Annotated in this window: 19 protein-coding genes; 9 read left to right on the top strand and 10 right to left on the bottom strand. The window is 60.8% G+C overall.

Annotated elements, in window-relative coordinates:
• Complete coding sequence (gene cobA / locus B348_RS0129210) at window positions 1–744, top strand: uroporphyrinogen-III C-methyltransferase (RefSeq protein WP_017739565.1); 744 nt, start codon at window positions 1–3, stop codon at window positions 742–744.
• 61 nt (window positions 745–805) lie between these two features.
• Here cobA and B348_RS0129205 read toward each other — a convergent pair whose 3' ends face one another.
• From B348_RS0129205 to ppsA, 8 genes are all read right to left on the bottom strand, one after another.
• A complete protein-coding gene (locus B348_RS0129205; RefSeq protein WP_017739564.1) occupies window positions 806–1786 on the bottom strand; it encodes an OmpA family protein in 981 nt (326 codons plus the stop codon).
• Window positions 1787–1893: 107 nt separating this feature from the next.
• Entirely contained in the window at window positions 1894–2484 is a 591-nt protein-coding gene (gene sigX / locus B348_RS0129200) for an RNA polymerase sigma factor SigX (RefSeq protein ID WP_017739563.1), read from the bottom strand.
• Window positions 2485–2571: 87 nt separating this feature from the next.
• Window positions 2572–3396, bottom strand: a complete 825-nt coding sequence (locus B348_RS0129195; protein WP_003175519.1) for a mechanosensitive ion channel domain-containing protein — start codon at window positions 3394–3396, stop codon at window positions 2572–2574.
• A gap of 2 nt (window positions 3397–3398) precedes the next feature.
• Window positions 3399–3644 carry a hypothetical protein gene (locus B348_RS0129190; RefSeq protein ID WP_005790375.1) on the bottom strand — a complete coding sequence of 82 codons (246 nt, stop codon included), beginning with the start codon at window positions 3642–3644 and terminating at the stop codon, window positions 3399–3401.
• 86 nt (window positions 3645–3730) lie between these two features.
• A complete protein-coding gene (locus B348_RS0129185) occupies window positions 3731–4726 on the bottom strand; it encodes a zinc transporter ZntB (RefSeq protein WP_017739562.1) in 996 nt (331 codons plus the stop codon).
• A 24-nt stretch (window positions 4727–4750) separates the two neighbouring features.
• Window positions 4751–5242 carry a ribonuclease E activity regulator RraA gene (gene rraA / locus B348_RS0129180; RefSeq protein WP_017739561.1) on the bottom strand — a complete coding sequence of 164 codons (492 nt, stop codon included), beginning with the start codon at window positions 5240–5242 and terminating at the stop codon, window positions 4751–4753.
• Between the two features lie 188 nt (window positions 5243–5430).
• Entirely contained in the window at window positions 5431–6408 is a 978-nt protein-coding gene (locus B348_RS0129175) for an alpha/beta fold hydrolase (protein WP_017739560.1), read from the bottom strand.
• Between the two features lie 106 nt (window positions 6409–6514).
• Window positions 6515–8890, bottom strand: a complete 2376-nt coding sequence (gene ppsA / locus B348_RS0129170) for a phosphoenolpyruvate synthase (protein ID WP_026137161.1) — start codon at window positions 8888–8890, stop codon at window positions 6515–6517.
• A gap of 178 nt (window positions 8891–9068) precedes the next feature.
• On the opposite strand from ppsA, the gene B348_RS0129165 reads away from it, so the two are divergent.
• Window positions 9069–9887, top strand: coding sequence for a pyruvate, water dikinase regulatory protein (locus tag B348_RS0129165; RefSeq protein WP_017739558.1), 819 nt, complete (start codon window positions 9069–9071; stop codon window positions 9885–9887).
• 117 nt (window positions 9888–10004) lie between these two features.
• On the opposite strand, the gene B348_RS0129160 is transcribed toward B348_RS0129165, so the two are convergent.
• A complete protein-coding gene (locus B348_RS0129160) occupies window positions 10005–11429 on the bottom strand; it encodes a PLP-dependent aminotransferase family protein (protein WP_026137160.1) in 1425 nt (474 codons plus the stop codon).
• Window positions 11430–11589: 160 nt separating this feature from the next.
• On the opposite strand from B348_RS0129160, the gene B348_RS0129155 reads away from it, so the two are divergent.
• From B348_RS0129155 to B348_RS0129125, 7 genes are all read left to right on the top strand, one after another.
• A complete protein-coding gene (locus B348_RS0129155; RefSeq protein WP_177325364.1) occupies window positions 11590–12483 on the top strand; it encodes a DMT family transporter in 894 nt (297 codons plus the stop codon).
• 23 nt (window positions 12484–12506) lie between these two features.
• Window positions 12507–14369 carry a molybdopterin-synthase adenylyltransferase MoeB gene (gene moeB / locus B348_RS0129150; RefSeq protein ID WP_017739555.1) on the top strand — a complete coding sequence of 621 codons (1863 nt, stop codon included), beginning with the start codon at window positions 12507–12509 and terminating at the stop codon, window positions 14367–14369.
• Between the two features lie 15 nt (window positions 14370–14384).
• Window positions 14385–15299: a PLP-dependent cysteine synthase family protein gene (locus tag B348_RS0129145; protein WP_017739554.1), complete on the top strand. Its 915-nt coding sequence runs from the start codon at window positions 14385–14387 to the stop codon at window positions 15297–15299.
• Between the two features lie 37 nt (window positions 15300–15336).
• The gene (locus tag B348_RS0129140) at window positions 15337–16329 is read left to right on the top strand and encodes a serine O-acetyltransferase (RefSeq protein ID WP_017739553.1); all 993 of its coding nucleotides are present in this window, start codon (window positions 15337–15339) and stop codon (window positions 16327–16329) included.
• Between the two features lie 2 nt (window positions 16330–16331).
• Window positions 16332–17060: an alanyl-tRNA editing protein gene (locus tag B348_RS0129135; protein ID WP_017739552.1), complete on the top strand. Its 729-nt coding sequence runs from the start codon at window positions 16332–16334 to the stop codon at window positions 17058–17060.
• Between the two features lie 237 nt (window positions 17061–17297).
• Window positions 17298–19043: an ABC transporter permease subunit gene (locus tag B348_RS0129130; RefSeq protein ID WP_017739551.1), complete on the top strand. Its 1746-nt coding sequence runs from the start codon at window positions 17298–17300 to the stop codon at window positions 19041–19043.
• Window positions 19044–19058: 15 nt separating this feature from the next.
• Window positions 19059–20381 (top strand): AAA-associated domain-containing protein, encoded by a 1323-nt coding sequence (locus tag B348_RS0129125; protein ID WP_017739550.1) that lies wholly within the window; start codon window positions 19059–19061, stop codon window positions 20379–20381.
• 872 nt (window positions 20382–21253) lie between these two features.
• Here B348_RS0129125 and prpD read toward each other — a convergent pair.
• Window positions 21254–22738 carry a 2-methylcitrate dehydratase gene (gene prpD, locus B348_RS0129115; protein WP_017739548.1) on the bottom strand — a complete coding sequence of 495 codons (1485 nt, stop codon included), beginning with the start codon at window positions 22736–22738 and terminating at the stop codon, window positions 21254–21256.
• Window positions 22739–22862 lie beyond the last annotated feature (124 nt).

Raw genomic sequence — 22862 nt, 5'->3', positions numbered from 1 at the left:
ATGAGCGCAAAAGTCTGGCTGGTGGGCGCAGGGCCCGGCGACCCCGAGTTGCTGACCCTCAAGGCGGTAAGGGCGATGAATGAAGCCGATGTGGTGCTGATTGATGATCTGGTCAACCCGATGGTGCTGGAACACTGTGCCGGTGCACGGGTGATTACTGTGGGAAAACGTGGCGGTTGTCGCTCGACGCCGCAGGATTTTATCCACCGCCTGATGCTGCGTTATGCGCGCCAGGGCAAGTGCGTGGTGCGGCTCAAGGGCGGCGACCCGTGCATTTTCGGCCGGGGTGGCGAAGAGGCGATGTGGTTGCGTGAGCGTGGGGTCGAGGTGGAGTTGGTCAACGGCATCACCGCCGGCCTGGCGGGGGCGACGAATTGCGCGGTGCCACTCACGTTGCGCGGTGTCAGCCGGGGCGTGACGCTGGTGACGGCGCATACCCAGGACGACAGCAGCCTCAATTGGCGGGCGCTGGCCGAGGGCGGGACGACGTTGGTGGTGTATATGGGCGTGGCGAAGCTGGAGGAGATTCGCCAGCAATTGCTGGAGGGCGGCATGGCCGAGGATATGCCGGTGGCGATGATTGAAAACGCCTCGTTGCCCCAGCAGCGCGAGTGCCGCAGCACGCTGTCGCGGATGCACGAAGACGCCCAAGACTTTGCCTTGAAAAGCCCGGCCATCCTGGTGATTGGCCAGGTTGCGGCCAGCGGGCAAGCGGCCTATGTGGCGGCAGCGGCCAGCGCCTGAGGCAAATTGCAGGCAAAAAAAAGCCCGGCCTAAGCCGGGCTTTTTTCTACCACTCAGCTAATTACTTAGCTTGAGTTTCAACCGCTGCTTCTACGCGACGGTTAACAGCACGACCAGCTTCAGTTGCGTTATCAGCAACTGGGCGGGATTCGCCGTAACCTACGGAAGTGATACGGCTAGGAGCAACGCCGTCTTTAACCAGGACTTGCTTAACAGCGTCAGCACGACGCTGGGACAGCTTCTGGTTGTAAGCGTCTGGACCTACGGAGTCAGTGTGACCAGCCACTTCTACGCGAGTGTCTGGGTACTGAGCCATGAAGTCGGCCAGGTTTTTCACGTCGCTGTAGCTGTTAGGCTTAACAACGGATTTGTCGAAGTCGAACTTAACGTCCAGCTCAACACGAACAACCTGAGCAACCGGAGCTTCTGGCTCTGGAGTTGGCTCTGGAGCTGGTGCTGGGGTAGGAGCTGGAGCTACTGCGCCAGCGTTGCCGCCGAAGTTTACGCCCAGGCCGACCAGTGCGGAGTAATCCCACTTGCCGTTGTCCAGGTTGTAGTCAGATTCAACACCGGCACGAGCGTACAGGTTGTTGGTGAAGTAGTACTTCACACCGGCGCCAGCGATAGCCAGGGTCGATTGATCGCGACCGCTGTGGCCGTCAGCTTTGACGTTGCCACGGCTCTGGTGGCCGAAACCGCCTTCAACGTATGGACGCAGGCTGTCAACGCCAGCCTGACCGAAGTGGTACTGAGCAGTCAGGCTGCCAGTGTCACCTTTGATCTTCTGGTTGCCAGTGCCGTCGTTCGAACGGGTGTGGTTAGTCTTGTCGTACGACAGGTTCAAGGACAGGTCGTCGGTCAGGAAGTAACCAATGCGAGCGCCAGGGTTGAAGCCGTCTTCGATGTGCTTGACGCTATCGTTGTACTGCTTCTTGTAGAACAGCTCGCCTTCAACTGCGCCTTGGCCTTGTGCCAGAACGCCGAAAGAAGTAGCGGCAATAAGAGAACCAATGGCCAAGCCCAAGGTGTTTTTCAGTTTCATCCGTTAAATCCCCATCTGGTGATTGTAAAGCAGTCCCACAAACCGGGGGACAACTCGGCGACAAGTCTAACAGAACTTGCCTACACGTAAGAGATATTTGCCACGCACTAAGTTTCAGTCTCGCCCGCAAATTTCTCACGTAATTTATCTAGAGCACGTTTGTAACGCATTTTTGTAGCACTCAAACCCATGTGCATGATGTCAGCGATTTCCTGAAATTCCAGTTCTGCGACAAATCGTAGCACCAGAATTTCGCGGTCAATCGGGTTCACATACACCAACCAGCGATCGAGTCCAGCCTTGTCCTCGGGTGCCGGCGTCTTTTCTTCAGACGCCTCCTCAAGGGGGTCCAGACTCAAGGCGTCCATCAAGCGACGCTTTCGCCGTTCCTTGCGATACTGCGTGATGCACTCGTTGTACGTGATGCTATATAGCCATGTCTTGAACTTCGATTTGCCCTCGAAGTTCTTCAAGCCATACAGCACCTTGAGCATCACTTCCTGACAGACATCATCCGCATCTCTATCGTTCCCTAAATACCTTGAACAAACGTTGAACAGAGTGCCTTGATATCTGCGCATCAATTCTTCGTACGCGCGAGTTACGTGAAACAGCTCCGTGTGCGAGCGCGCGACCAACTCCTCATCAGAGAGCTCACGGGGGTCATAGCGCGTGGACAGCGTTTGGGCTTTATTCAAAACAAGTCGTGCCGACAGTCAGGTCAATGTCCGCTACAGCCCGGTCAGCCGGGTTTGCGGCGGCGTACATTAGCAGGGTTTGCCGGGTTAGCGGCTACTGACCTGCTGCTCAAGGAGGATCCGATTGGACAGCGACACCAGGTCGCCGTCATCGGTCAGCACCGTCGTCTTGACTGTGCCGATCTCCTCGATTTGCCCTTCGACCTCGCCTACACGCACCTGTTGCCCAACCTGATACAACTCACGCACATAGATTCCCGCAAGAATCTGGCCGGCAATTTCCCGGCTTCCCAAGCCCATGGCCAGCGCAACGGCCAGACCAACGGTAATCAAAACGATGACAATCACATGGTTGAGCAGGTCAGTCTTGACCTCCAACTGGCTGATCGCGACCGAAATACTGATGATGATCACCAGGCCCTGGGCAATTCGCCCCAGGCCAGCGGCATAGTCCAGCCCCACGCCTTCAGCGGCACCGCGCACCAGGCCGTTGGCCAGTTGCGCCAGTAAAACGCCTACCAGCAGTACCAGCGCGCCGCCGAAAACCTTCGGCAAATACAGCGCCAGCATGTCGAGCGTAGCTGAAACTCGCTCAAGGCCAAGGGATTGAGCCGCAGAAACCAGAAAAATCAGCAAAACGAACCAGTAGACGATCTTACCGATCAGTGTCGAGATCGGCACTTGCAGCCCGGCACGCCCCAGCAGCTTGGTCAGGCCGGTGCCTGCCATCAGGCGGTCGAGGCCGAGTTTGGCGAGCAGCTTGGACAGCAGGGTGTCGAGCAGCTTGGCCACGACAAAACCCAGCAATACCAGGACCAGAGCCCCAAACAGGTTGGGAATGAAGTTCGCCACCTTGGTCCACAATGCGGTCATCGCGGTGACCAGGCTCTGGGTCCAGAGATCAAGTTCCATATTCAATCAGCCTTATCAGCAGTGCGAGCAAGAGGTTTACGACGGGAAACCGGTGATACGTGGGCCGAACCGTTGTTCAGGGCCATCATCAGCGCCGGCAGCCAACGCCCGAGCAGACCGAACAAATCACCCGCCCCTACCTGACGGTTGGCGGTTTTCAACACGCGGCCCAGGCAGGCATCGTCGTCACGGTTGGACGGCGAAGCATTGAGCATGTCACGCAAAGACTGTTCGAACGGATCGTGCATAAAGACCTCTCGCAAGTGTTTTAAAAGACGAGGGTTAAATTCTTGGGGTCACATAGGACCCTTCCTACGTTCAGCTCATATTCAGCTCAAACCCAGCGCAATCGTCGAAATAGCCACCATTGTCCCAGTGCCACCGACACCATCAACAAGCATGCAATCACAAACCCATAGGGGCTGGCGGAGAACGGAATCCCGCCCACATTGATCCCCAGCAAGCCGGTCAGAAAGCTCATCGGCAGGAAGACCCCGGTGATGATGCCAAAACGGTACATCGTGCGATTCATCCGCACGCTCAAGCGCCGGTCTTCGGCTTCCAGCACAAGCCCCACGCGCTCCCGGGTCAATTCAAGCTCTTCCAGGTAGCGGGTCAGGCTGTTGTTCAATTCGTTCCAATAGTCGGCATCGTCGTCGCAGAACCACGGCAATTTGATCCGCGTCAGCTGGGCAAAAATATCCCGTTGCGGCGCGAGGAATCGCTTGAGCCCGGCCGCTCGCCGACGGATCTGCAAAACGCTGCCGTGTTCCGGGGTATACCGTTCGTCGGTATCGAGTTTTTCTTCCTCGGCATCGACGATTTCGGACAGGTCCGTGACCAGGTCCTGCACTTTATTGGTCAGGTACTGCGCCATATAAAGGATAAGTTCTGACGCTGTTTTAGGACCTTTGCCATCCGCCAATTGCACCAACAGCTCATCGGTGGCGCGCAATGGCCGCAAACGCAGGGAAATCACGCGACTGGCTGCCGCGAAGATGCGCACCGAGACCATGTCTTCCGGCTCGGCACCCGGGTTGAGGTTGACCCCGCGCAGGAACAGCAGCAACTCGGCGTCCGGCAGCGGCAACAGGCGCGGGCGGGTGTTCTCCTCCAGCAGCAGGTCACAGGCGAATTCGCTCAAGCCACTGGATTTGCGCAGCCAGGTCTGCGTCTGGGGATGGCTGCGATCCCAGTGCAGCCACAGGCTTTCTTGGGGCTGCAGTTGCAAGTCGTCGAGCTCAGTCCGGGCAATCGAACGCGCACCGCCTTTACCGTCCAGCACCAGGGCGTGCACCAGCCCCCATTGCGCGTTTTCTTCCTCGAACATCCTCACCCCATCGGCTATTGCGGTTTATTCAGGCATTTTCAGCGGGCTTGGCGACACGATCACGCCATTGTTGTCGGCGTAGATGTATTCACCCGGGCGGAACGTCACGCCGGCAAACGTGACCACCACGTTGAGGTCACCGATACCGCGCTTGTCGGTCTTCATCGGGTGGCTGGCAAGCGCCTGCACCCCCAGATCGGTCTGCGCGATGACATCGACGTCACGGATGCAACCGTAGATCACCAGCCCTTCCCAACCGTTTTTCGCAGCCTTTTCGGCGATCATGTCACCCAGCAAGGCGCGGCGCAGGGAACCACCACCATCGACCACCAGCACCTTCCCAGCGCCCGGCTGCTCGGCTTGCTCCTTGACCAGCGAGTTGTCTTCGAAGCACTTGATAGTGACGATCTCACCACCAAAGGAGTCTCGGCCGCCGAAGTTGCTGAACATCGGCTCGACGACCTGCACCAGCTCCGGGTAGGCGTCGCACAGGTCGGGGGTCACGTAATGGTTCATCGAAAAAATTCCTTTCTGTCAAAGAAGTGTCTTTCAAGGAAGTACCGGTCGAAGCCGGTGGGAAACATCCCACCCGCGCCGCCGCAACGCAATAGCCACTGCGCGACTGAATATGACCAGAAGCGTCCGGCGCGTCATATCTTAGCCGTAACCGTAATGGAGCGAAACGCCCGTGGCTGAGCGTTGCCTCAAACCTGGGCGACGGCCCCGGCCAAAGGTGTAAGCGGGTCCTTCAACCACTGCGCCACCAGCGGCCACACTTCAGCTTGTGCCGCCTTGCTGACCAGCATCTCTACGTGGCCGAAATCCCCGCTGAAACCCTGCTGGCGCCCCAGGCACAGGTATTGGCGATGCTCGGAGCCCACCTGTTCGAACAGCTTGCGACAGGCCCAGTCCGGGTCTTGAAGGTCGCCGGCAGCACTGACCGCCAAGAGCGGCACCTCGACGTCGGCCAGGCCTTTCCACCAATCATTCTTACCTTCGCCAAACCGTCCGAACAAGCCGTTCCAGCGCATGGCCTCGATCAGCACGCCCGCCGGTTCGTCCTCCGGGCCGCGCTTGAACCGTGTGCCGGAAATCTCGCCGAAGCGTTTCAACAGCAAGCGGCCGGTCCACTCCAGCGGCGGCAGTTTCAACGGCCAATGCGTGCGACTGACCTGACAGCCAAACAGTGCCACCGAAGCCGCTGCCGGCGCGCCCAGGTGTTGCCCACCCAGGGCGGCAGCCAGGCTGGTGGCGCCCAACGAATGACCGACCCAATGCGGGATCTGCCCGCTTTGCTCACGCACAAACGCCCCAATGGCCGGCAAATCGTAGCGCGCATAGTCCGCGACACGATTGCGCGCGTAGTCATGATTGCGCTTGGACAGGCCATGCCCACGCATTTCCGGGATCCACACGTCAAACCCCTGGCGTGCCAAATGGGCGCCCAGGCCGAGCCCCTTGGGCGAATACCAGAAGCGTCGGTTGGAAAAACTGCCGTGCAACAAAATAACGGGGATGCCCCGGTTTTCCGGGACATCGGCCAGCCCCAAACGGGTAACCGCCAGCTCGACGGTGCCGTCGGGGCTGTTACCGGGTTTGAGGCGATAGACATCTTCACTCAGGTCGCCACGACGTTCAGCGCTGATCAGGGCGACGGGAAACAGGTTGCTGCTGCTTTGCATAATGCTCTTGCACAAAAAAGGGCGGCGTCCGCGAGGAGGCCCGCCCTGTACAGATAAGAATGCCGGTCACCCTCAGCGAGTGACCGGCACTTTTGACGTACCGACCTTAGGCGGACGCTTGGCCTTCCGCCAGGAAGAACCAGGTTTCCAGCACGGAATCGGGGTTCAGCGAGACGCTCTCGATCCCCTGTTCCATCAGCCATTTGGCCAGGTCCGGGTGGTCGGAAGGGCCTTGGCCGCAGATACCGATGTACTTGCCGGCCTTGTTACAGGCCTGAATAGCGTTGGCCAGCAGCTTCTTCACCGCAGGGTTCCGCTCGTCGAACAGGTGCGCGATGATCCCCGAATCCCGGTCCAGGCCCAGGGTCAGCTGGGTCAGGTCGTTGGAGCCGATGGAGAAACCGTCGAAGAACTCCAGGAACTCTTCGGCCAGGATGGCGTTGGACGGCAGTTCGCACATCATGATCACGCGCAGGCCGTTTTCGCCACGGGACAGGCCGTTTTCAGCCAGCAGGTCCACCACCTGGCTCGCTTCGCCCAGGGTGCGCACGAACGGCACCATGATCTCGACGTTGGTCAGGCCCATCTCGTTGCGCACGCGCTTGAGGGCGCGGCATTCGAGTTCGAAGCAATCGCGGAACGCTTCGCTGATGTAACGCGAGGCGCCACGGAAACCCAGCATCGGGTTTTCTTCTTCCGGCTCGTAGAGCTTGCCGCCGATCAGGTTGGCGTATTCATTGGACTTGAAGTCCGACAGGCGCACGATGACCTTTTTCGGGTAGAACGCCGCCGCCAGGGTGCTGATGCCTTCCACCAGCTTCTCGACGTAGAAACCCACCGGGTCGCTGTAGCCGGCGATGCGCTTGTCGACGCTTTCCTTGATGTCCAGCGGCAGGCCGTCGTAGTTCAACAGGGCCTTGGGGTGCACGCCGATCATGCGGTTGATGATGAACTCCAGGCGGGCCAGGCCCACGCCGGCGTTCGGCAACTGCGCGAAGTCGAAGGCGCGGTCCGGGTTGCCGACGTTCATCATGATCTTGAACGGCAGGTCGGGCATGGCATCGATGGAGTTTTGCTTGATGTCGAAGCCCAGCTCGCCTTCAAAGATGAAGCCGGTGTCGCCTTCGGCGCAGGAAACGGTGACGCCCTGACCGTCTTTCAACAGTTGAGTCGCGTTGCCGCAGCCCACCACCGCAGGAATCCCCAGTTCACGGGCGATGATCGCAGCGTGGCAGGTACGCCCGCCACGGTTGGTGACGATGGCGCTGGCGCGCTTCATCACCGGTTCCCAGTCCGGGTCGGTCATGTCGGAGACCAGCACGTCACCTGGCTGGACTTTGTCCATTTCGGACACGTCCTTGATGATCCGCACCTTGCCGGCGCCGATGCGCTGGCCGATGGCACGGCCTTCCACCAGCACGGTGCCGGTTTCTTTCAGCAGGTAGCGTTCCATGACATTGGCCGAAGTGCGGCTCTTCACGGTTTCCGGGCGGGCTTGCACGATGTACAGCTTGCCGTCGTCACCGTCTTTGGCCCACTCGATGTCCATCGGGCACTTGTAGTGCTTTTCGATGATCATCGCTTGCTTGGCCAGTTCGCTGACTTCGGCGTCGGTCAGGCAGAAACGCGCGCGATCAGCCTTGTCGACGTCAACGGTTTTCACCGAACGGCCGGCCTTGGCTTCGTCGCCGTAGATCATCTTGATGGCCTTGCTGCCCAGGTTGCGGCGCAGGATGGCTGGGCGACCGGCTTCAAGGGTGTGCTTGTGGACGTAGAATTCGTCCGGGTTCACCGCGCCTTGTACGACGGTTTCCCCCAGGCCGTAGGCGCCGGTGATAAACACCACGTCACGGAAGCCGGATTCGGTATCGAGGGTGAACATGACGCCGGCGGTACCGGTTTCCGAACGCACCATGCGCTGCACGCCGGCAGACAGGGCTACCAGCTTGTGGTCGAAACCTTGGTGTACACGGTAGGAAATCGCGCGATCGTTGAACAGCGAGGCAAACACTTCCTTGGCCGCGCGGATCACGTTTTCCACGCCGCGGATGTTCAGGAAGGTTTCTTGCTGGCCGGCGAACGAGGCGTCCGGCAAGTCTTCGGCGGTGGCCGAGGAACGTACGGCAACGGCCACGTCCGGGTTGCCGGCCGACAGTTCGGCGAAGGCGGTGCGGATTTCTTCGTTGAGCTTCTCGGGGAACTCGGCGTCCATGATCCATTGGCGGATCTGGCTGCCGGTCTTGGCCAGGGCGTTGACGTCATCGACGTCCAGTGCGTCCAGCGCGGCGTGGATCTGAGCGTTGAGGCCGCTCAGTTCGAGGAAATCGCGGTAAGCCTGGGCCGTGGTGGCAAAACCACCCGGCACCGAAACACCAGCGCCTGCAAGATTACTGATCATCTCGCCGAGGGATGCGTTCTTGCCCCCCACGTGCTCTACATCATGGACGCCGAGCTTATCGAGGGAAACTACGTACTCTACCAAGGTGATCTCTCCACTAACTGTGTTGGAAAAGCTCAGGACGCCGGCTGCTCAGTAGGAGCTTTCGCCAGCGCTTGTGGCCTGGACCTGGAAAATAAGTGAGAATGCGGCCCACTGCGGGACGGCAAAATCGCGCCTATCATATCCAAGATTCGTCATCAGCTTAAGGCCCAGGGCTCAAATGAAACGATCTGCTTTCTTTATCTCCGACGGCACCGGCATCACCGCCGAAACATTGGGTCAAAGCCTGTTGGCGCAGTTCGAAAACATTACCTTCGCCAAATTCACGCGGCCTTATATCGACAGCGTGGATAAAGCGCGGGCCATGGTACAACAAATCAATCTGGCGGCTGAAAAAGACGGCTTTCGGCCGATCATTTTCGACACCATTGTCAATCAGGACATTCGTGAGATCCTCGCGACTTCCAATGGTTTCATGATCGACATCTTCTCGACGTTCCTTGCGCCACTGGAACAAGAGCTGAGTGAACACTCCTCGTACTCGGTAGGAAAGTCCCATTCCATTGGGCACAACTCCAACTATATGGAACGCATCGAGGCGGTGAACTTCGCCCTCGACAACGACGACGGCGCCCGCACGCATTACTACGACAAGGCCGACCTGATCCTGGTGGGCGTGTCCCGCTGCGGCAAGACGCCCACCTGCCTCTACATGGCCATGCAGTTCGGCATCCGCGCGGCCAACTACCCGCTGACCGAGGACGACATGGAGCACCTGACGCTGCCTGCGGCCTTGCGTTCACACCGGCACAAGTTGTTCGGCCTGACCATCGACCCGGACCGCCTTACCTCGATCCGCAACGAGCGCAAGCCCAATAGCCGCTATTCCAGCTACGCGCAGTGCGAGTTCGAAGTGCGTGAAGTGGAAAATCTGTTCCGTCGCGAGAATATTGCACATATCAATTCCACCCACTTTTCGGTGGAAGAGATTTCCGCGAAGATTTTGGTGGAGAAGGGTGTGGAGCGTCGGTTCAAGTAGTTGTGTCGTCTGGGCTGGCCTCTTCGCAGGCAAGCCCGCTCCCACAGTTGACTGCATTTACACATCAACATGTGGGAGCTGGCTTGCCTGCGATGAACGATAACGCGGTAAACCTGCCTACAACTGAAACCGCCCTCCACCCTGCCCCAGCGCCGTCGCCAACGCATCAAACCCCGCCAACAACAGCTGGTCATCCCCCGATGTATTGCAGACACTCGCCCGAATAAACTGCGGCACCGCCGTCTGCCCTACGGCAAACGCCTCGGCCGTGGCGATCAGGTAATTATTCTGCTTGAGCTCCGCCTCGATTTCCGACGCGCGCCACGGTTCCGGGACTTCGATCCAGAAGTGCGGGCTGTTGAGGTGCGTGCGGTACTCAAGCCCGGCCAACACCCCCTCGACCAGGTTTTTGCGGCGACTGATCTCGTTGATCTGCTGACGCAACAGGTATTCCGCAGTGCCGTTTTCGATCCACTGTGTCGCCAGTTCCAGCGTCACCGGCGTGGCCATCCAGCAGGTCGAGCGCAGCGCCGCCGAAATACGGCTGACCAGCGCCGGCGGTGCGTGCACATACCCCACACGTAACCCGGCCGACACCGCCTTGCTCAGACTGCTGATCAAAATCGTACGCTCGGGCGCGAAGTGACTGAGGGGCGGTGGACGATCTTCCACCAACACGCCGTGGGCCTCGTCTTCGAGAATCAGCAGGTTGTGTTCCCGGCAGACCCGGGCCAATGCCTCCCGGCGCGAAATCGACAGGACCGCCGTCGTCGGGTTCTGAATGGTCGGCGTGCAATACAACGCCGAAACCCGGTGGTTACGACAGACTTCTTCCAGCGCACTCGGCAGCACGCCCTCTTCGTCCATCTCCAGGCCGATCAGGCGCACGCCAAGCATACGGGCTGCGGTGATCAAGCCCGGGTACGTCAATTGTTCGGTGACCACCGTATCGCCAGCGCGCAGCAACGCCATCATCGCGCAGAGCAAACCGTGCTGGCCGCCGTTGACGCAGATGACCTGCTCGGGAATCGGATGAAAGTCACGCTGCACCAGCCATTGCGCGCCGGCTTCGCGGTAACGCGGCAGGCCGGCATCGGGCGTGTACGCACTGATGTCCTGGAGGAACTTGGCGTTGGTCGCCAGGGTTTGCAGGCTCTGGGAAAGAAAGGCCGTCTCTTGCCCGGGGATATGCATGTTGCGGCTCATGTCGAAGAACTGGCGCGGCTCCTCGCTGAAGTTGCGAAAACCTTCATCACGTTGGCGCTCCATCCCACGCTTGCGCACGAAAGTGCCGTCACCCACCCGCGCCACCACCAAGCCCAGGCGTTCCAGTTCGCCGTAGGCCCGGCTGATGGTGCCGATGGTCACCCCAAGATTGTCGGAAAGCACCCGATGGGGCGGTAGCTTTCGTCCTGGTTCAATCAGCCCTTCGAGGATGCCCCGTTCCATGACATCGGACAGGCGCTTGTACTTCACGCCCTGCCCGCTGGACAACCCCTCACGCATAATTGACACCATGTCAATATTTGTTTTGACAGCCATCTTTCGCCCTAATAGTGTGCTTTTACGGGTTCAATCGCCGAATTTAATAACTCATTACAAGTTCAATATAGAGTTCAATTCCGGCTCAGGGAAGTAATAAACGATGCCAATGTCCGCCGTTCTCGAAAACGCTGAAAAAACCAAATCCCAGAAACAGTGGTTGGCCGGCCTGGTCACCAGCCTGATGTTTCTCATCGTGTGCCTGAGCTGGGGCACCACCTGGCTGGGGATCAAGATTGCCGTGGAGAGCGTGCCGCCGCTGACGTCCGCGGGCCTGCGCTTCCTGATCGCCTTCCCGCTGTTCCTGTGTTTTGCCATGGTGCGCCGCGAGCCGATCCTGTTCCCCCGGGAAAGCCGCTGGTTCTTTGTGTTCGTGACCCTCTCCTACTTCAGCGTTCCCTATTACCTGCTCAACTACGGCGAGATGCATGTGTCATCCGGCCTGACCGCCCTGCTGTTCAGTTGCATGCCGGTGTTCATCCTGATTTTCTCCGCGCTGTTCCTGCGCGAGCGCATCTACTTCTCCCAGGTGGTCGGCATCGGCATCGGTTTCGGCAGCCTCTACATGATCATCAAGAGCCAGGGCCTGCACCTGGACCACGCCGAGTTCTTCGGGGTGCTGGCGATTCTGACCGCCGCGATCATGCATGCCTTGTGCTACGTCATTACCAAGCAAAAAGGCAGCGCCATCAGCGTGATCACCTACAACACCCTGCCCATCGGCATTGCCGGGCTGATGCTGTTCGTGGCCGGGCTGTGGTTTGAGACCCCCAGCTTCGACAGCATCACCCTGCGCTCCTGGAGTGCGCTGTTCTACCTCGGGCTGGTCGCCTCGGTCGGTGGCTTCATCGTGTACTTCATGCTGCTCAAGCGCCTGAGCCCGATCATCCTGTCGTTCGTGTTCATCATCTTCCCGGTGTTCGCGGTGATCATCGGCGCCTGGTACGAAGGCGTGGCGATTTCCCGCGACCTGATGCTGTATTCGGCCATCCTGCTGGCCGGTTTTGCGATCACCAAGTTGCCGGTTGAAAAACTCCTGGCCAAGAAAAAATGACTTTCAACAGACGCGAGAGAAACATGGACGTCCTCCGCCCCAACGCCCTGGAACAGATCTACGCCCACGCCAGCCGCAGCTATCCTGAGGAATGCTGTGGGTTCGTCTTCGCCGACGGCAGTGTGCACCTGGGCAGCAATATCCAGAACGAGCTGCACCGCAAGAACCCCGAGATCTACCCGCGCACCGCCGCCAACGGCTACACCTTCTCGGTGGCCGACACCCTGCTGCTGAACAAGGCGTTTCGCGGCGACAACCCGGTGGTGGTGATCTACCACTCCCACCCCGACGTCGGCGCCTACTTCAGTGACGAAGACCAGGACAAGGCGCTGTTCATGGGCGAACCGATCTTCCCCGTGAGCTACCTGGTGGTCGATGTTCGCCAGGGCCAGGCCCTGAGTTCAAAGCTGTTTGCCTGGGATGGCAAGCATTTCGCCCTTAACCCTTTCAACGACCTGCACACGGAGTTGTCCATGAACGCTGTCTCTTTCCCCGACATTCTGGTTCGCGTGGCCAAGCTGCCGGAATCGACCCTTGAGGGCACCGGATCGACATTGCGCGAAGTCATTGAAAACCTCTGCGAAAGCCACCCGCAATTGCGCCCGCATCTGTTCCACGAAAAGAACAACCAGCTCAAGGAACACTTCCTGTTTACCGCCGAGGAAGAGCTGATCGGCGCCGACGATCCACTCCCCGGGAAAGCCCGGATCGAAGTGTTGCTCGCCACGTCCGGCGGCATGGATGTGGAGACGTTGAGCAATGAAGAAGTGCAACGTTATGTGCGCCATATCACCCTGCCGGGCGTCGGCCGCGAAGGCCAGTTGAACCTGAAGAAAGCCAAGGTGCTGATCATCGGCACCGGCGGCCTGGGCTCGCCCATCAGCCTCTACCTGGCGGCGGCCGGCATCGGCACCCTGGGCCTGGTGGATTTCGACGTGGTGGAAAGCAGCAACCTGCAACGCCAGATCGTCCACGGCAACAGCACATTGGGCATGCCCAAGGTCGAGTCCGCCAGGCAGCGCCTGCAGGACCTCAACCGCCATATCCAGATCAACGCCCACGACACCGCCCTGAATGCCGACAACGCCCTCGAGCTGGTCGGCGCCTACGACCTGGTGATCGACGGCACCGACAATTTCGACACCCGCTACCTGGTCAACGACGCCTGCGTCCAGCTGGGCAAACCCTTGGTGTACGGCGCCATCTACCGTTTCGATGGGCAGATCAGCGTGCTCAACTATAAAGGTGGGCCGTGCTACCGCTGCCTGTTTCCCCAGGCGCCGCCCGCCGAGCTGGCGCCCAATTGCAGCGCTGGCGGGGTGATCGGCGTGCTGCCCGGTGTGGTCGGGATGATCCAGGCCACCGAGGCGATCAAGTTGCTCATCGGCATCGGCGAACCCTTGTCCGGCCGCCTGATGCGCTTCGATGCGCTGGCGATGAAATTCAGCGAGATCCGCTTCAAGCGCCGCGCCGACTGCCCGTGCTGCTCGGACCTGCGCCACAGCGCAGCCCAGGCACCGGCGGTCTGCGCCGACGCCGTGCCCGGCACACCGTCACTGGCCGCAGAACGCTACATCAAGCCGCGCGTGCTCAAGCAACTGCTCGAACACCCCCGCAGCGCCGATGTACTGCTGGACGTGCGCGACGCCAGCGAGCTGGAAGTGTGCAAATTGCCGGGCGTGGTGCACATCCCCCTGGCCGAGCTGGATGGGCAACTCGACAGCCTCAGCCGTGACAACACCCACTACCTGATCTGTTATGCCGGCACCCGCGCCGAGCAAGCGGCCACCACCCTGCTGGCGGCCGGCTTTGCCAACACCAAAGTGCTGCAGGGCGGCATGAAGCATTGGGTGCGCGACGTCGAACCCGACATGCCGTTGTATTGAGCCGGGGGCTGACTGATGCTGCATAACTCCATTCTCGACGTCATCGGCCATACGCCGATTGTGCGCCTGGCGCAGTTTTCCGAAGACCTCGGCATCGAGGTCTACGCCAAGCTCGAATCCCTCAACCCTGGTGGCAGCCACAAGGCGCGCATCGCCCTGGGCATGATCCTCGACGCCGAACGCCGTGGCGTGCTGATCCGTGACGCCGGGCAAACCATCATCGAGCCCAGCGGCGGCAACACCGGCATTGGCCTGGTGATGGCGGGCAACGTGCTGGGCTACAAAGTGGTGCTGGTGATCCCCGACAACTACAGCCCCGAAAAGCAGAAGCTGCTGCGCCTCTACGGCGCCAAGGTGGTGTTGTCGGACAGCCGCCTCGGTAACAATTCCCACGGCGAAAAGTGCCTGGAACTGCAACTGGAAAACCCCAGCTACGTGATGCTCAACCAGCAACGCAACGGCGCCAACCCGCAAACCCACCGCGATACCACCGCGCCAGAGATCCTGCGCGCCTTTGGTGAGCGGCGTGTGGACTACTTCGTCAGCGGCATCGGCACCGGCGGCCACATCACCGGCATCGGCGAAACCCTCAAGGCCGCCTGGCCGGAGCTGCGCGTCATGGGCGTGGAGCCGGAAGAATGCGACCTGCTGAAAAACCAGCACGCGCCGCACCATATCCAGGGCCTGTCGATCGGCCTGATCCCCAGCATCCTCAACCTGGATGTGCTGGACGGCATGCTCAAGGTGTCGCGCCAGGAATGCATCGACATGATGAAACGCATCATGCGCACGGATGCCATCAGCCTGGGCCTGTCCTCGGCCGCCAACATGGTGGCCATTGCCAAGCTCGCCCCGGAGCTGCCCACCGAAACAGTGGTACTGACCATGGTCTACGACAATGCCGACAGCTACCTGCCCAGTTTCGAATAAGCGGTTTCCCAACCATCCAGAATGCGGGGGTGCCTCCATGGGGGGGTTTATTGACATGCAACAGCTGCACGATGAGTTGCTCACCCACCTCATCAAGACCCTGACGCCTGCGCAGATGAAGCAACTGGAACCGCACCTGGCGCCCTTGGTGCAGAACGCCGCCCAGGCCGTGGCCGAAGACTTGATCGCCTACGCCTACCGTGATCCCGCCTCGCGTGGCCGGGGTGAGCTGATCCTGGAGTCCTACGCCTCGTTCAAAGCGGTGCTGTTCTACCGCCTGGCGCATTTGGTGTGGAACTTCCCCGACCAGCTCAACGGCGTGTTTTCGCGCATGGCCCTCAAGCTCAGCAACCAGGGCAAGATCCTCTCCGGCGCCGAGATCCACCCGGCGGCGCGTATCGGCCGGCGCTTTGTGCTGGACCACGGCTACGGCACGGTGATCGGCGAGACCTGCGAGATCGGCAACGACTGCTACATCCTCTGCGGCGTGACCCTGGGTGCCCGTGGCATCGCCAATAACCCGGACGGCAAGCGCCACCCGCGCCTGGGCAACAACGTCGAGATCGGCTCCGGCGCGCGGGTGCTGGGCTATGTGCTGATCGGCGACAACGTGTTCATCAGCCCATCCTGCGTGATCACCCAGGACGTGCCCGCAGGCACCAAGGTCAAGGTGGTCAACCAGGTGCAACTGCAAAAAAACGACGAGTCCGAGCACAGCAATTACCTCGGCGCCTTCGCCCTCGACGAGCGCCTGCACGTGGTCGGCGAAATCAACGCCAACCACAAGGTCACGGTGCTCGACGCCGACTTTCACCCCTTGCAGGGCCTGATGCTGGAGCCGACGGTGAAAGAGCGCCACCACCTGCAATTTCGCCTGCACCGCATTGAAGCCGATAGCCACCTGCCGCGCCTGCCACTGAACCTGAAGGTCTGCGGCCCGGAGTTTGAAATCACCCTGCTTTCCCCCCCTGGCTTGAGTGCAATGGTGCGTCATCTGTTGCAAACCAGCCCTTTGAACGTCGGAGGTTGAACATGTCCGTGCACACCATGGAAACCCTGGCGCTGTTCGACAGCGCGCCCTACCAGAATGCGTTCAGCGCGCGGGTCATCGCCGTCAGCGAACACGGCATCGCCCTGGAGCACACGCTGTTCTACCCCACGGGCGGCGGGCAACCGGGCGACACCGGCCACTTCACCCTGGCCGATGGCACGCGGGTCGAGGTCGTCGGCACCGTGCGCGACCCGGTGCTGCGCTCGATCATCTGGCACCAGGTGGAACACTGTCCCGCACAATTGACCTCCGGCGTGCAGGTTGACGCCGGCCTCGATTGGGAGCGGCGCTACCAGCACATGAAGATGCACACCTGCCTGCACCTGTTGTGCTCGATCATCGACGCCCCTGTGACCGGTTGCAGCATCAGCGCCGACAAAGGTCGCCTGGATTTCGACCTGCCGGAAATGACCCTCGACAAGGACAGCATCACCCGCGACCTCAATGCGCTGATCGAACAGGCCCACACGGTGAAGGCCCTGTCGATGCCCGCCTCGGAGTATTCGACCCTGCTGCAAATCACCCGCACCCAGGCGGTTGCGCCGCCGGTGGTGCAAGGCTCGGTGCGCATCATCGAGATTGCCGGGGTGGATATCCAGCCGTGCGGCGGCACCCATGTGATCAACACCGAGGAAATCGGCCGGGTGTTCTGCGAGAAGATCGAGAAGAAGAGCAAGCACAACCGCCGGGTCATCCTGCGTTTTGAATAACCCTCAAGCGCCTGGGGCGCCAATGCCCCAGCCGCTTTTCGTACAGCGAACTGACAGGAAATTTATCCGCTTGTAACATTCAGAAACGTATCATCCCACCAGCAGCCATCGTCCTGATGCGCGGCTACTTGAACCTCCAGGAAAGCACACCCGCCCGTTCCCGGAGGGTCTTTCGTACAGAAGCCATGCTCACCCCATCGCCGCCCCTGAACCTGAACGCAGCAGGAATGACTGCCTATGAATAAAGTGCTCCGTCACTACATACCAGCCTCCACCTTGCGCTTGCTGCCCAATCGCTGGGACCTGGTCGCCCTGCCGTTGGTGATCGGCTTTCTGCTGTTTTTTTCCATCACCGCACGGGAAACCTGGGCGCCCATCGACACGTTGCAGAGTGAGGTCATCTCCCTCGACCCGGCCAACCTGCCGGAATACGCCATGCGCACCACCCTGCGCATGCTCGCGGCGATGGTGGCGGCGCTGGTGTTCACCTTCCTCTACGGCACCCTCGCGGCAAAAAGCCGGCGCGCCGAAAAACTCCTGGTGCCGGTGCTCGACATCCTGCAATCGGTGCCGGTACTCGGTTACATCTCGTTTACCGTGACCTTCTTCCTGCTGCTGTTTCCCGGCCGTGTGCTCGGCGCCGAGTGTGCGGCGATCTTTGCGATCTTCACCAGCCAGGCCTGGAACATGACGTTCAGCTTCTACCAGTCGCTGCGCATGCTGCCCCATGATCTGGTGGAAGTGTCCACCAACCTGCGGCTGTCCGGCTGGCAACGTTTCTGGAAGCTCGACGTGCCCTTTGCCATGCCCGGTCTGGTGTGGAACATGATGATGAGCATGTCCGGCGGCTGGTTTTTCGTGGTCGCCTCCGAAGCCATCACCGTCGGCGACAAGACCATCACCCTGCCCGGCGTGGGCTCGTACCTGGCCCTGGCCATCGCGCAGAAAGACCTGCATGCCGTGGGCTACGTGATCCTGGCGATGATCGCGGTGATCCTGATCTACGACCAGTTCCTGTTCCGCCCGCTGGTGGCCTGGGCCGACAAGTTCCGCATGGAAACCACCGCCTCCCAGGGCGCCGCGCCGCAATCCTGGGTGCTCAACCTGATCCAGCGCACGCGCATGGTCCAGCGCATCCTGCGCCCGATCACTCGCGCCATCAGTCGCATCGGCAACAAACGCTTCAGCCTGGCCGGTGGTGCGCTCAAGGCGCTGCCGAGCGAATCACCGGCAGCCTCCAAGGTGATCGATTGGGTCTGGGGCACGTTGATTGCCGTGCTCACCGCCTACGCGCTGTACCACATCGTGATGTACGTCGGCACCGAAGTGACCTTCGCCGAGGTCGGCCATGTGTTCGTGCTCGGCTTGATCACCCTGATGCGTGTGACGGGCCTGATCCTGATCGCCTCGCTGATCTGGGTACCGCTGGGGGTGATGATCGGCCTGCGCCCGCGCCTGGCGCAGAAGATCCAGCCGGTGGCGCAGTTCCTCGCGGCGTTCCCGGCAAACCTGCTGTTCCCGGTGTTTGTCATCGTGATCCTGCACTACCACCTCAACCCGGACATCTGGCTCAGCCCGCTGATCGTGCTCGGCACCCAGTGGTACATCCTGTTCAACGTGGTGGCCGGTGCCAGTGCGTTTCCCAATGACTACAAGGAAGCCGCCGCCAACTTCCGCATTCGCGGCTGGTTGTGGTGGCGCAAGGTGATGCTGCCGGGGATTTTCCCCTATTACGTCACCGGCGCGATTACCGCCTCCGGTGGTGCGTGGAACGCCAGCATCGTTTCCGAGTACGTGTCCTGGGGCCAGGACAACGTGGTCGCCCACGGCCTCGGCGCCTACATCGCGCAAACCACCGCCGCCGGCGACTTCCCGAAGATCGCCCTGGGCGTGGTGGTGATGTCGATCTTTGTGGTGGCCTTCAACCGCGCGGTCTGGCGCCCGATGTACGCCCTGGCGGAAAACAAACTGCGACTGAATTGAGGGGGACTCGCCCAGATGACTACCTATACCGAACACAGCGCCGACACCCCGCAAATCTATTCGCTGAAAAACGTGAACCGGGTGTTCGGCAAAGGCAAGGATGAGCTGCAAGTGCTCAGCGGCGTCGACCTGAGCCTGCACGAAGGCGAGATCGTCGGCATGCTCGGCCGCTCCGGCTCCGGCAAATCCACCCTGCTGCGCATCATTGCCGGGCTGATCCAGCCGTCATCAGGCGAGGTGCGTTACCACGGCGTGCCACTGACCGGCCCGGCCGAAGGCGTGGCCATGGTGTTCCAGACCTTCGCCCTGTTCCCCTGGCTGACCGTGCTGGAAAACGTCGAAGCGGGCCTGCAAGCCTTGCAGGTCGAACGCAAGGAAACCCGCCGCCGCGCCCTGGCCGCCATCGACCTGATCGGCCTGGACGGTTTTGAAAACGCCTACCCCCGCGAGCTGTCCGGCGGCATGCGCCAGCGCGTCGGCTTTGCCCGTGGCCTGGTGGTCAACCCGACCCTGCTGCTGATGGACGAACCCTTCTCCGCCCTCGACGTGCTCACCGCCGAAACCCTGCGCACCGACTTGCTGGACCTGTGGAGTGGCAAGCAGTTGCCGATCAAATCGATCCTGATCGTGACCCACAACATCGAAGAAGCGGTGCTGATGTGCGACCGCATCCTCGTGCTGTCCTCCAATCCGGGCCGGGTGGTCGCCGAGATCAAGGTACCGTTTGCCCATCCACGCAACCGGCTGGACCCGACCTTCCGGCAAATGGTCGATGACATCTACGCGCTGATGACCGACCGGCGCAGCGCCGATGCCAGCGCCGGCAAACCCGAGCTGAAAATGAGCAGCCTGCTGCCGGAAGTCTCCACCAACCTGATGGCCGGCCTGATCGAAACCCTGGCCGCCGAGCCCTACAACGGCCACGCCGGCTTGCCCACCGTGGCCGAGCGGCGCCTGCTGGAAGTCGATGACCTGTTTCCGGTGGCGGAGATGCTGGAGCATCTGGGTTTCGCCGAACTCAAGGGCGCCGACATCACCCTCACCGACGCCGGCAAGTTGTTTGCCGACTATGGCACCCAGGAACGCAAGACCCTGTTCGCCGAGCACCTGATCCAGCATGTGCCGTTGGCCGCGCGCATTCACCAGGTGCTGCTCGAACGCAGCGGGCACCGCGCGCCACGGGTGCGTTTCGAGCAGGAGCTGGAGGACTCGATGACCGAGGCCTTCGTCGAAAAAACCCTGGAAAGCGTGGTGGCGTGGGGACGGTATGCGGAGATTTTCTCGTATGACGACCATACCGAGACATTCAGCCTGGAAGATGTTGAAGGCAGCATGTAAGCCCAGCGCGTTGAATGAACCACACCTGAAGAAATGTGGGAGCTGGCTCCCACATTGACTGTAGCGTTGCCCACCTGAAAAACATGATCACAAACCGGTTTACTGGCGATGGCTCCCTCGTGCTTGAGTGCCCTGTTCGACACTCGCCCGTGAAGGTGGCGGCGGGCTGCTTGGTTACGCGCTGAGACTGTCGACGAACTGGTCGATTTTGCCCAGCATCACCTCTCTTTCCCCGCGCCTAAACCCGTTATCCAACGCACTCAAGTATGAGAGCGGCGGGCTGCTTGGTACAGACCTGATCTCGCCGACGAACGGGGCAACGTTGCCCGCTAACACCTCCTTGTCTGGGAGTCTGACCCCCTCATTCAACCCACTCAAGCGTGAGAGCGGCGTCGGGATGTTTGGTACAGACCTGATATTGTCGACCGCCAGGCCTGCGCCATCGTGCATCAGGCTGCCTCCCCGTACGGTGGCCCCGTCGATGCGAGACAGCAGCACTGGGTTTTGCAACCCCGCATGGGCTGCAAACAGCCCGCGCGGTTGTGACGCCATCACCCCCTGAGGCAGCGCTGGACCTGTATAGGTCATGTGCCCGAAGCGGGCCTGGGCACTGTCTTCATACCGGATCGGAGTGGGGGGCACAGACATTTCAAAACTGGCGTGTTGAGGCGTGATCACCTGTGGATGTATGCAAATCATTGAAGTACCTCTTCAGATGCAGGGTTTGACTCGGGGGAGTACTTGGCAGGCGACCGTTCACAACCGGCCGCCTGACTACCTGATTGGCATTTATCCGAAAACGGTTCCGCAAATGTAGGAAGCGTGAACAGTCGAGGCGTTGGGCTTCAACACCGGGCCAATGCGCAGCCTGTTCAAATCACCCACAAGTCCACAAAGCGGTTCACCGGCGTGGCTTCAAGCTTCGCCTGATCCTTGCACAACGCAAAAATCTCGCCGCAGCGCTGTGCGGTGAAGCGTGTGGCCAGGTTGGCCTTGAACTTGTCTTCCAATAACGGAATGCCATCCACCCGGCGACGCCGATGACCGATCGGATACTCCACCACTACCTGCTCGGTGCGGGAACCGTCCGTGAAGAACACCTGCACTGCGTTGGCAATCGAGCGCTTGTCCGCTTCCAGGTAGTCGCGGCTGTAGCGCGGGTCTTCGACGATGACCATCTTGTCGCGCAACGCGTCGATGATCGGGTGCGCAGCGTGGAACTCATCTTCGTACTGCTCGGCCACCAGGTTGCCGAACGCCAGCGGCACGGCGGTCATGTATTGCAGGCAGTGGTCACGGTCGGCGGCGTTGGCCAGTTGTCCGACCTTGGAGATGATGCGGATCGCCGACTCGTGGGTGGTGATCACGATGCGTTCGATTTCATGCAGGCGATCCTTGACCAACGGGTGCAGCGTCACGGCGGCCTCGCAGGCGGTTTGCGCGTGGAATTCGGCGGGAAAGCTGATCTTGAACAGCACGTTTTCCATCACATAGGTGCCGTAGGGCTGGGGCAGGCTGAAGACGCGCTTGTCCTCGGGCTTGAGGGCCAGGTCCTTGTTGGTGTGGCTGAACAGCACGTCGTAGAACCCCCATTGCGGCGCGCTCAAGACGCCGGGGATGCCCATCTCGCCACGCAAGGCGATGTCGGCCAGGCGCACGCCACGACTCGACGCATCCCCCGCCGCCCACGATTTGCGCGAGCCGGCATTCGGCGCATGGCGGTAAGTGCGCAACGCTTGGCCATCGACAAAGGCATGGGACAAGGCCGCCAGCAGTTGCTCGCGGTTGGCGCCCATCAGCTTGGCGGTGACGGCGGTGGAGGCGACTTTCACCAGCAGCACGTGGTCGAGGCCGACGCGGTTGAACGAGTTTTCCAGGGCAATCACGCCCTGGATTTCGTGGGCCATGATCATCGCGTCCAGCACCGCGCGCACGGTCAGCGGCGCGTCGCCGTTGGCCACGCGCTTTTGCGAGAGGTGGTCGGCCACGGCGAGGATGCCGCCGAGGTTATCCGAAGGGTGGCCCCATTCGGCGGCGAGCCAGGTATCGTTGTAGTCGAGCCAGCGCACGATGCAGCCGATGTCCCAGGCGGCCTTGACCGGGTCGAGTCGGAACGAAGTGCCCGGCACCCGTGCGCCGAACGGCACTACCGTGCCTTCGACAATCGGCCCCAGGTGCTTGGTGCACTCGGGGAAACGCAGGGCCAGCAGGCCGCAACCCAGGGTGTCCATCAGGCAGTTGCGGGCCGTGTCCAGCGCGGCCGGGGAGTCGATCCGGTAGTTGAGGACGTAGTCGACGATGTCCTGCAAGACCTGGTCGTAGTCGGGGCGGTGGTTCTGGTCGACGTTGGCGCTCATGGCAGTACTCCAAGAATGGGTTGGGGTTGGTCCTCGGGCTCACGGTTAATCGGGTTTTGGCCGGTCTGGTTGCCTGCCTTGGAATAGAGATCCCTTGTGGGAGCGGGCTTGCCCGCGATGGCGG

Origin of the sequence: Pseudomonas sp. CBZ-4 (genome assembly GCF_000346755.1) — a bacterium.
Taxonomy (GTDB): Bacteria; Pseudomonadota; Gammaproteobacteria; order Pseudomonadales; family Pseudomonadaceae; genus Aquipseudomonas.
This window is presented reverse-complemented; position numbering and strand designations above follow the sequence as displayed.

Coding starts and splice junctions, on each gene's coding strand:
- cobA (WP_017739565.1), top strand. CDS start 1: ATGAGCGCAAAAGTCTGGCTGGTGGGCGCAGGGCCCGGCGACCCCGAG.
- B348_RS0129205 (WP_017739564.1), bottom strand. CDS start 1,786: ATGAAACTGAAAAACACCTTGGGCTTGGCCATTGGTTCTCTTATTGCC.
- B348_RS0129195 (WP_003175519.1), bottom strand. CDS start 3,396: ATGGAACTTGATCTCTGGACCCAGAGCCTGGTCACCGCGATGACCGCA.
- B348_RS0129190 (WP_005790375.1), bottom strand. CDS start 3,644: ATGCACGATCCGTTCGAACAGTCTTTGCGTGACATGCTCAATGCTTCG.
- B348_RS0129185 (WP_017739562.1), bottom strand. CDS start 4,726: ATGTTCGAGGAAGAAAACGCGCAATGGGGGCTGGTGCACGCCCTGGTG.
- rraA (WP_017739561.1), bottom strand. CDS start 5,242: ATGAACCATTACGTGACCCCCGACCTGTGCGACGCCTACCCGGAGCTG.
- B348_RS0129175 (WP_017739560.1), bottom strand. CDS start 6,408: ATGCAAAGCAGCAGCAACCTGTTTCCCGTCGCCCTGATCAGCGCTGAA.
- B348_RS0129165 (WP_017739558.1), top strand. CDS start 9,069: ATGAAACGATCTGCTTTCTTTATCTCCGACGGCACCGGCATCACCGCC.
- B348_RS0129160 (WP_026137160.1), bottom strand. CDS start 11,429: ATGGCTGTCAAAACAAATATTGACATGGTGTCAATTATGCGTGAGGGG.
- moeB (WP_017739555.1), top strand. CDS start 12,507: ATGGACGTCCTCCGCCCCAACGCCCTGGAACAGATCTACGCCCACGCC.
- B348_RS0129145 (WP_017739554.1), top strand. CDS start 14,385: ATGCTGCATAACTCCATTCTCGACGTCATCGGCCATACGCCGATTGTG.
- B348_RS0129140 (WP_017739553.1), top strand. CDS start 15,337: ATGGGGGGGTTTATTGACATGCAACAGCTGCACGATGAGTTGCTCACC.
- B348_RS0129135 (WP_017739552.1), top strand. CDS start 16,332: ATGTCCGTGCACACCATGGAAACCCTGGCGCTGTTCGACAGCGCGCCC.
- B348_RS0129130 (WP_017739551.1), top strand. CDS start 17,298: ATGAATAAAGTGCTCCGTCACTACATACCAGCCTCCACCTTGCGCTTG.
- B348_RS0129125 (WP_017739550.1), top strand. CDS start 19,059: ATGACTACCTATACCGAACACAGCGCCGACACCCCGCAAATCTATTCG.
- prpD (WP_017739548.1), bottom strand. CDS start 22,738: ATGAGCGCCAACGTCGACCAGAACCACCGCCCCGACTACGACCAGGTC.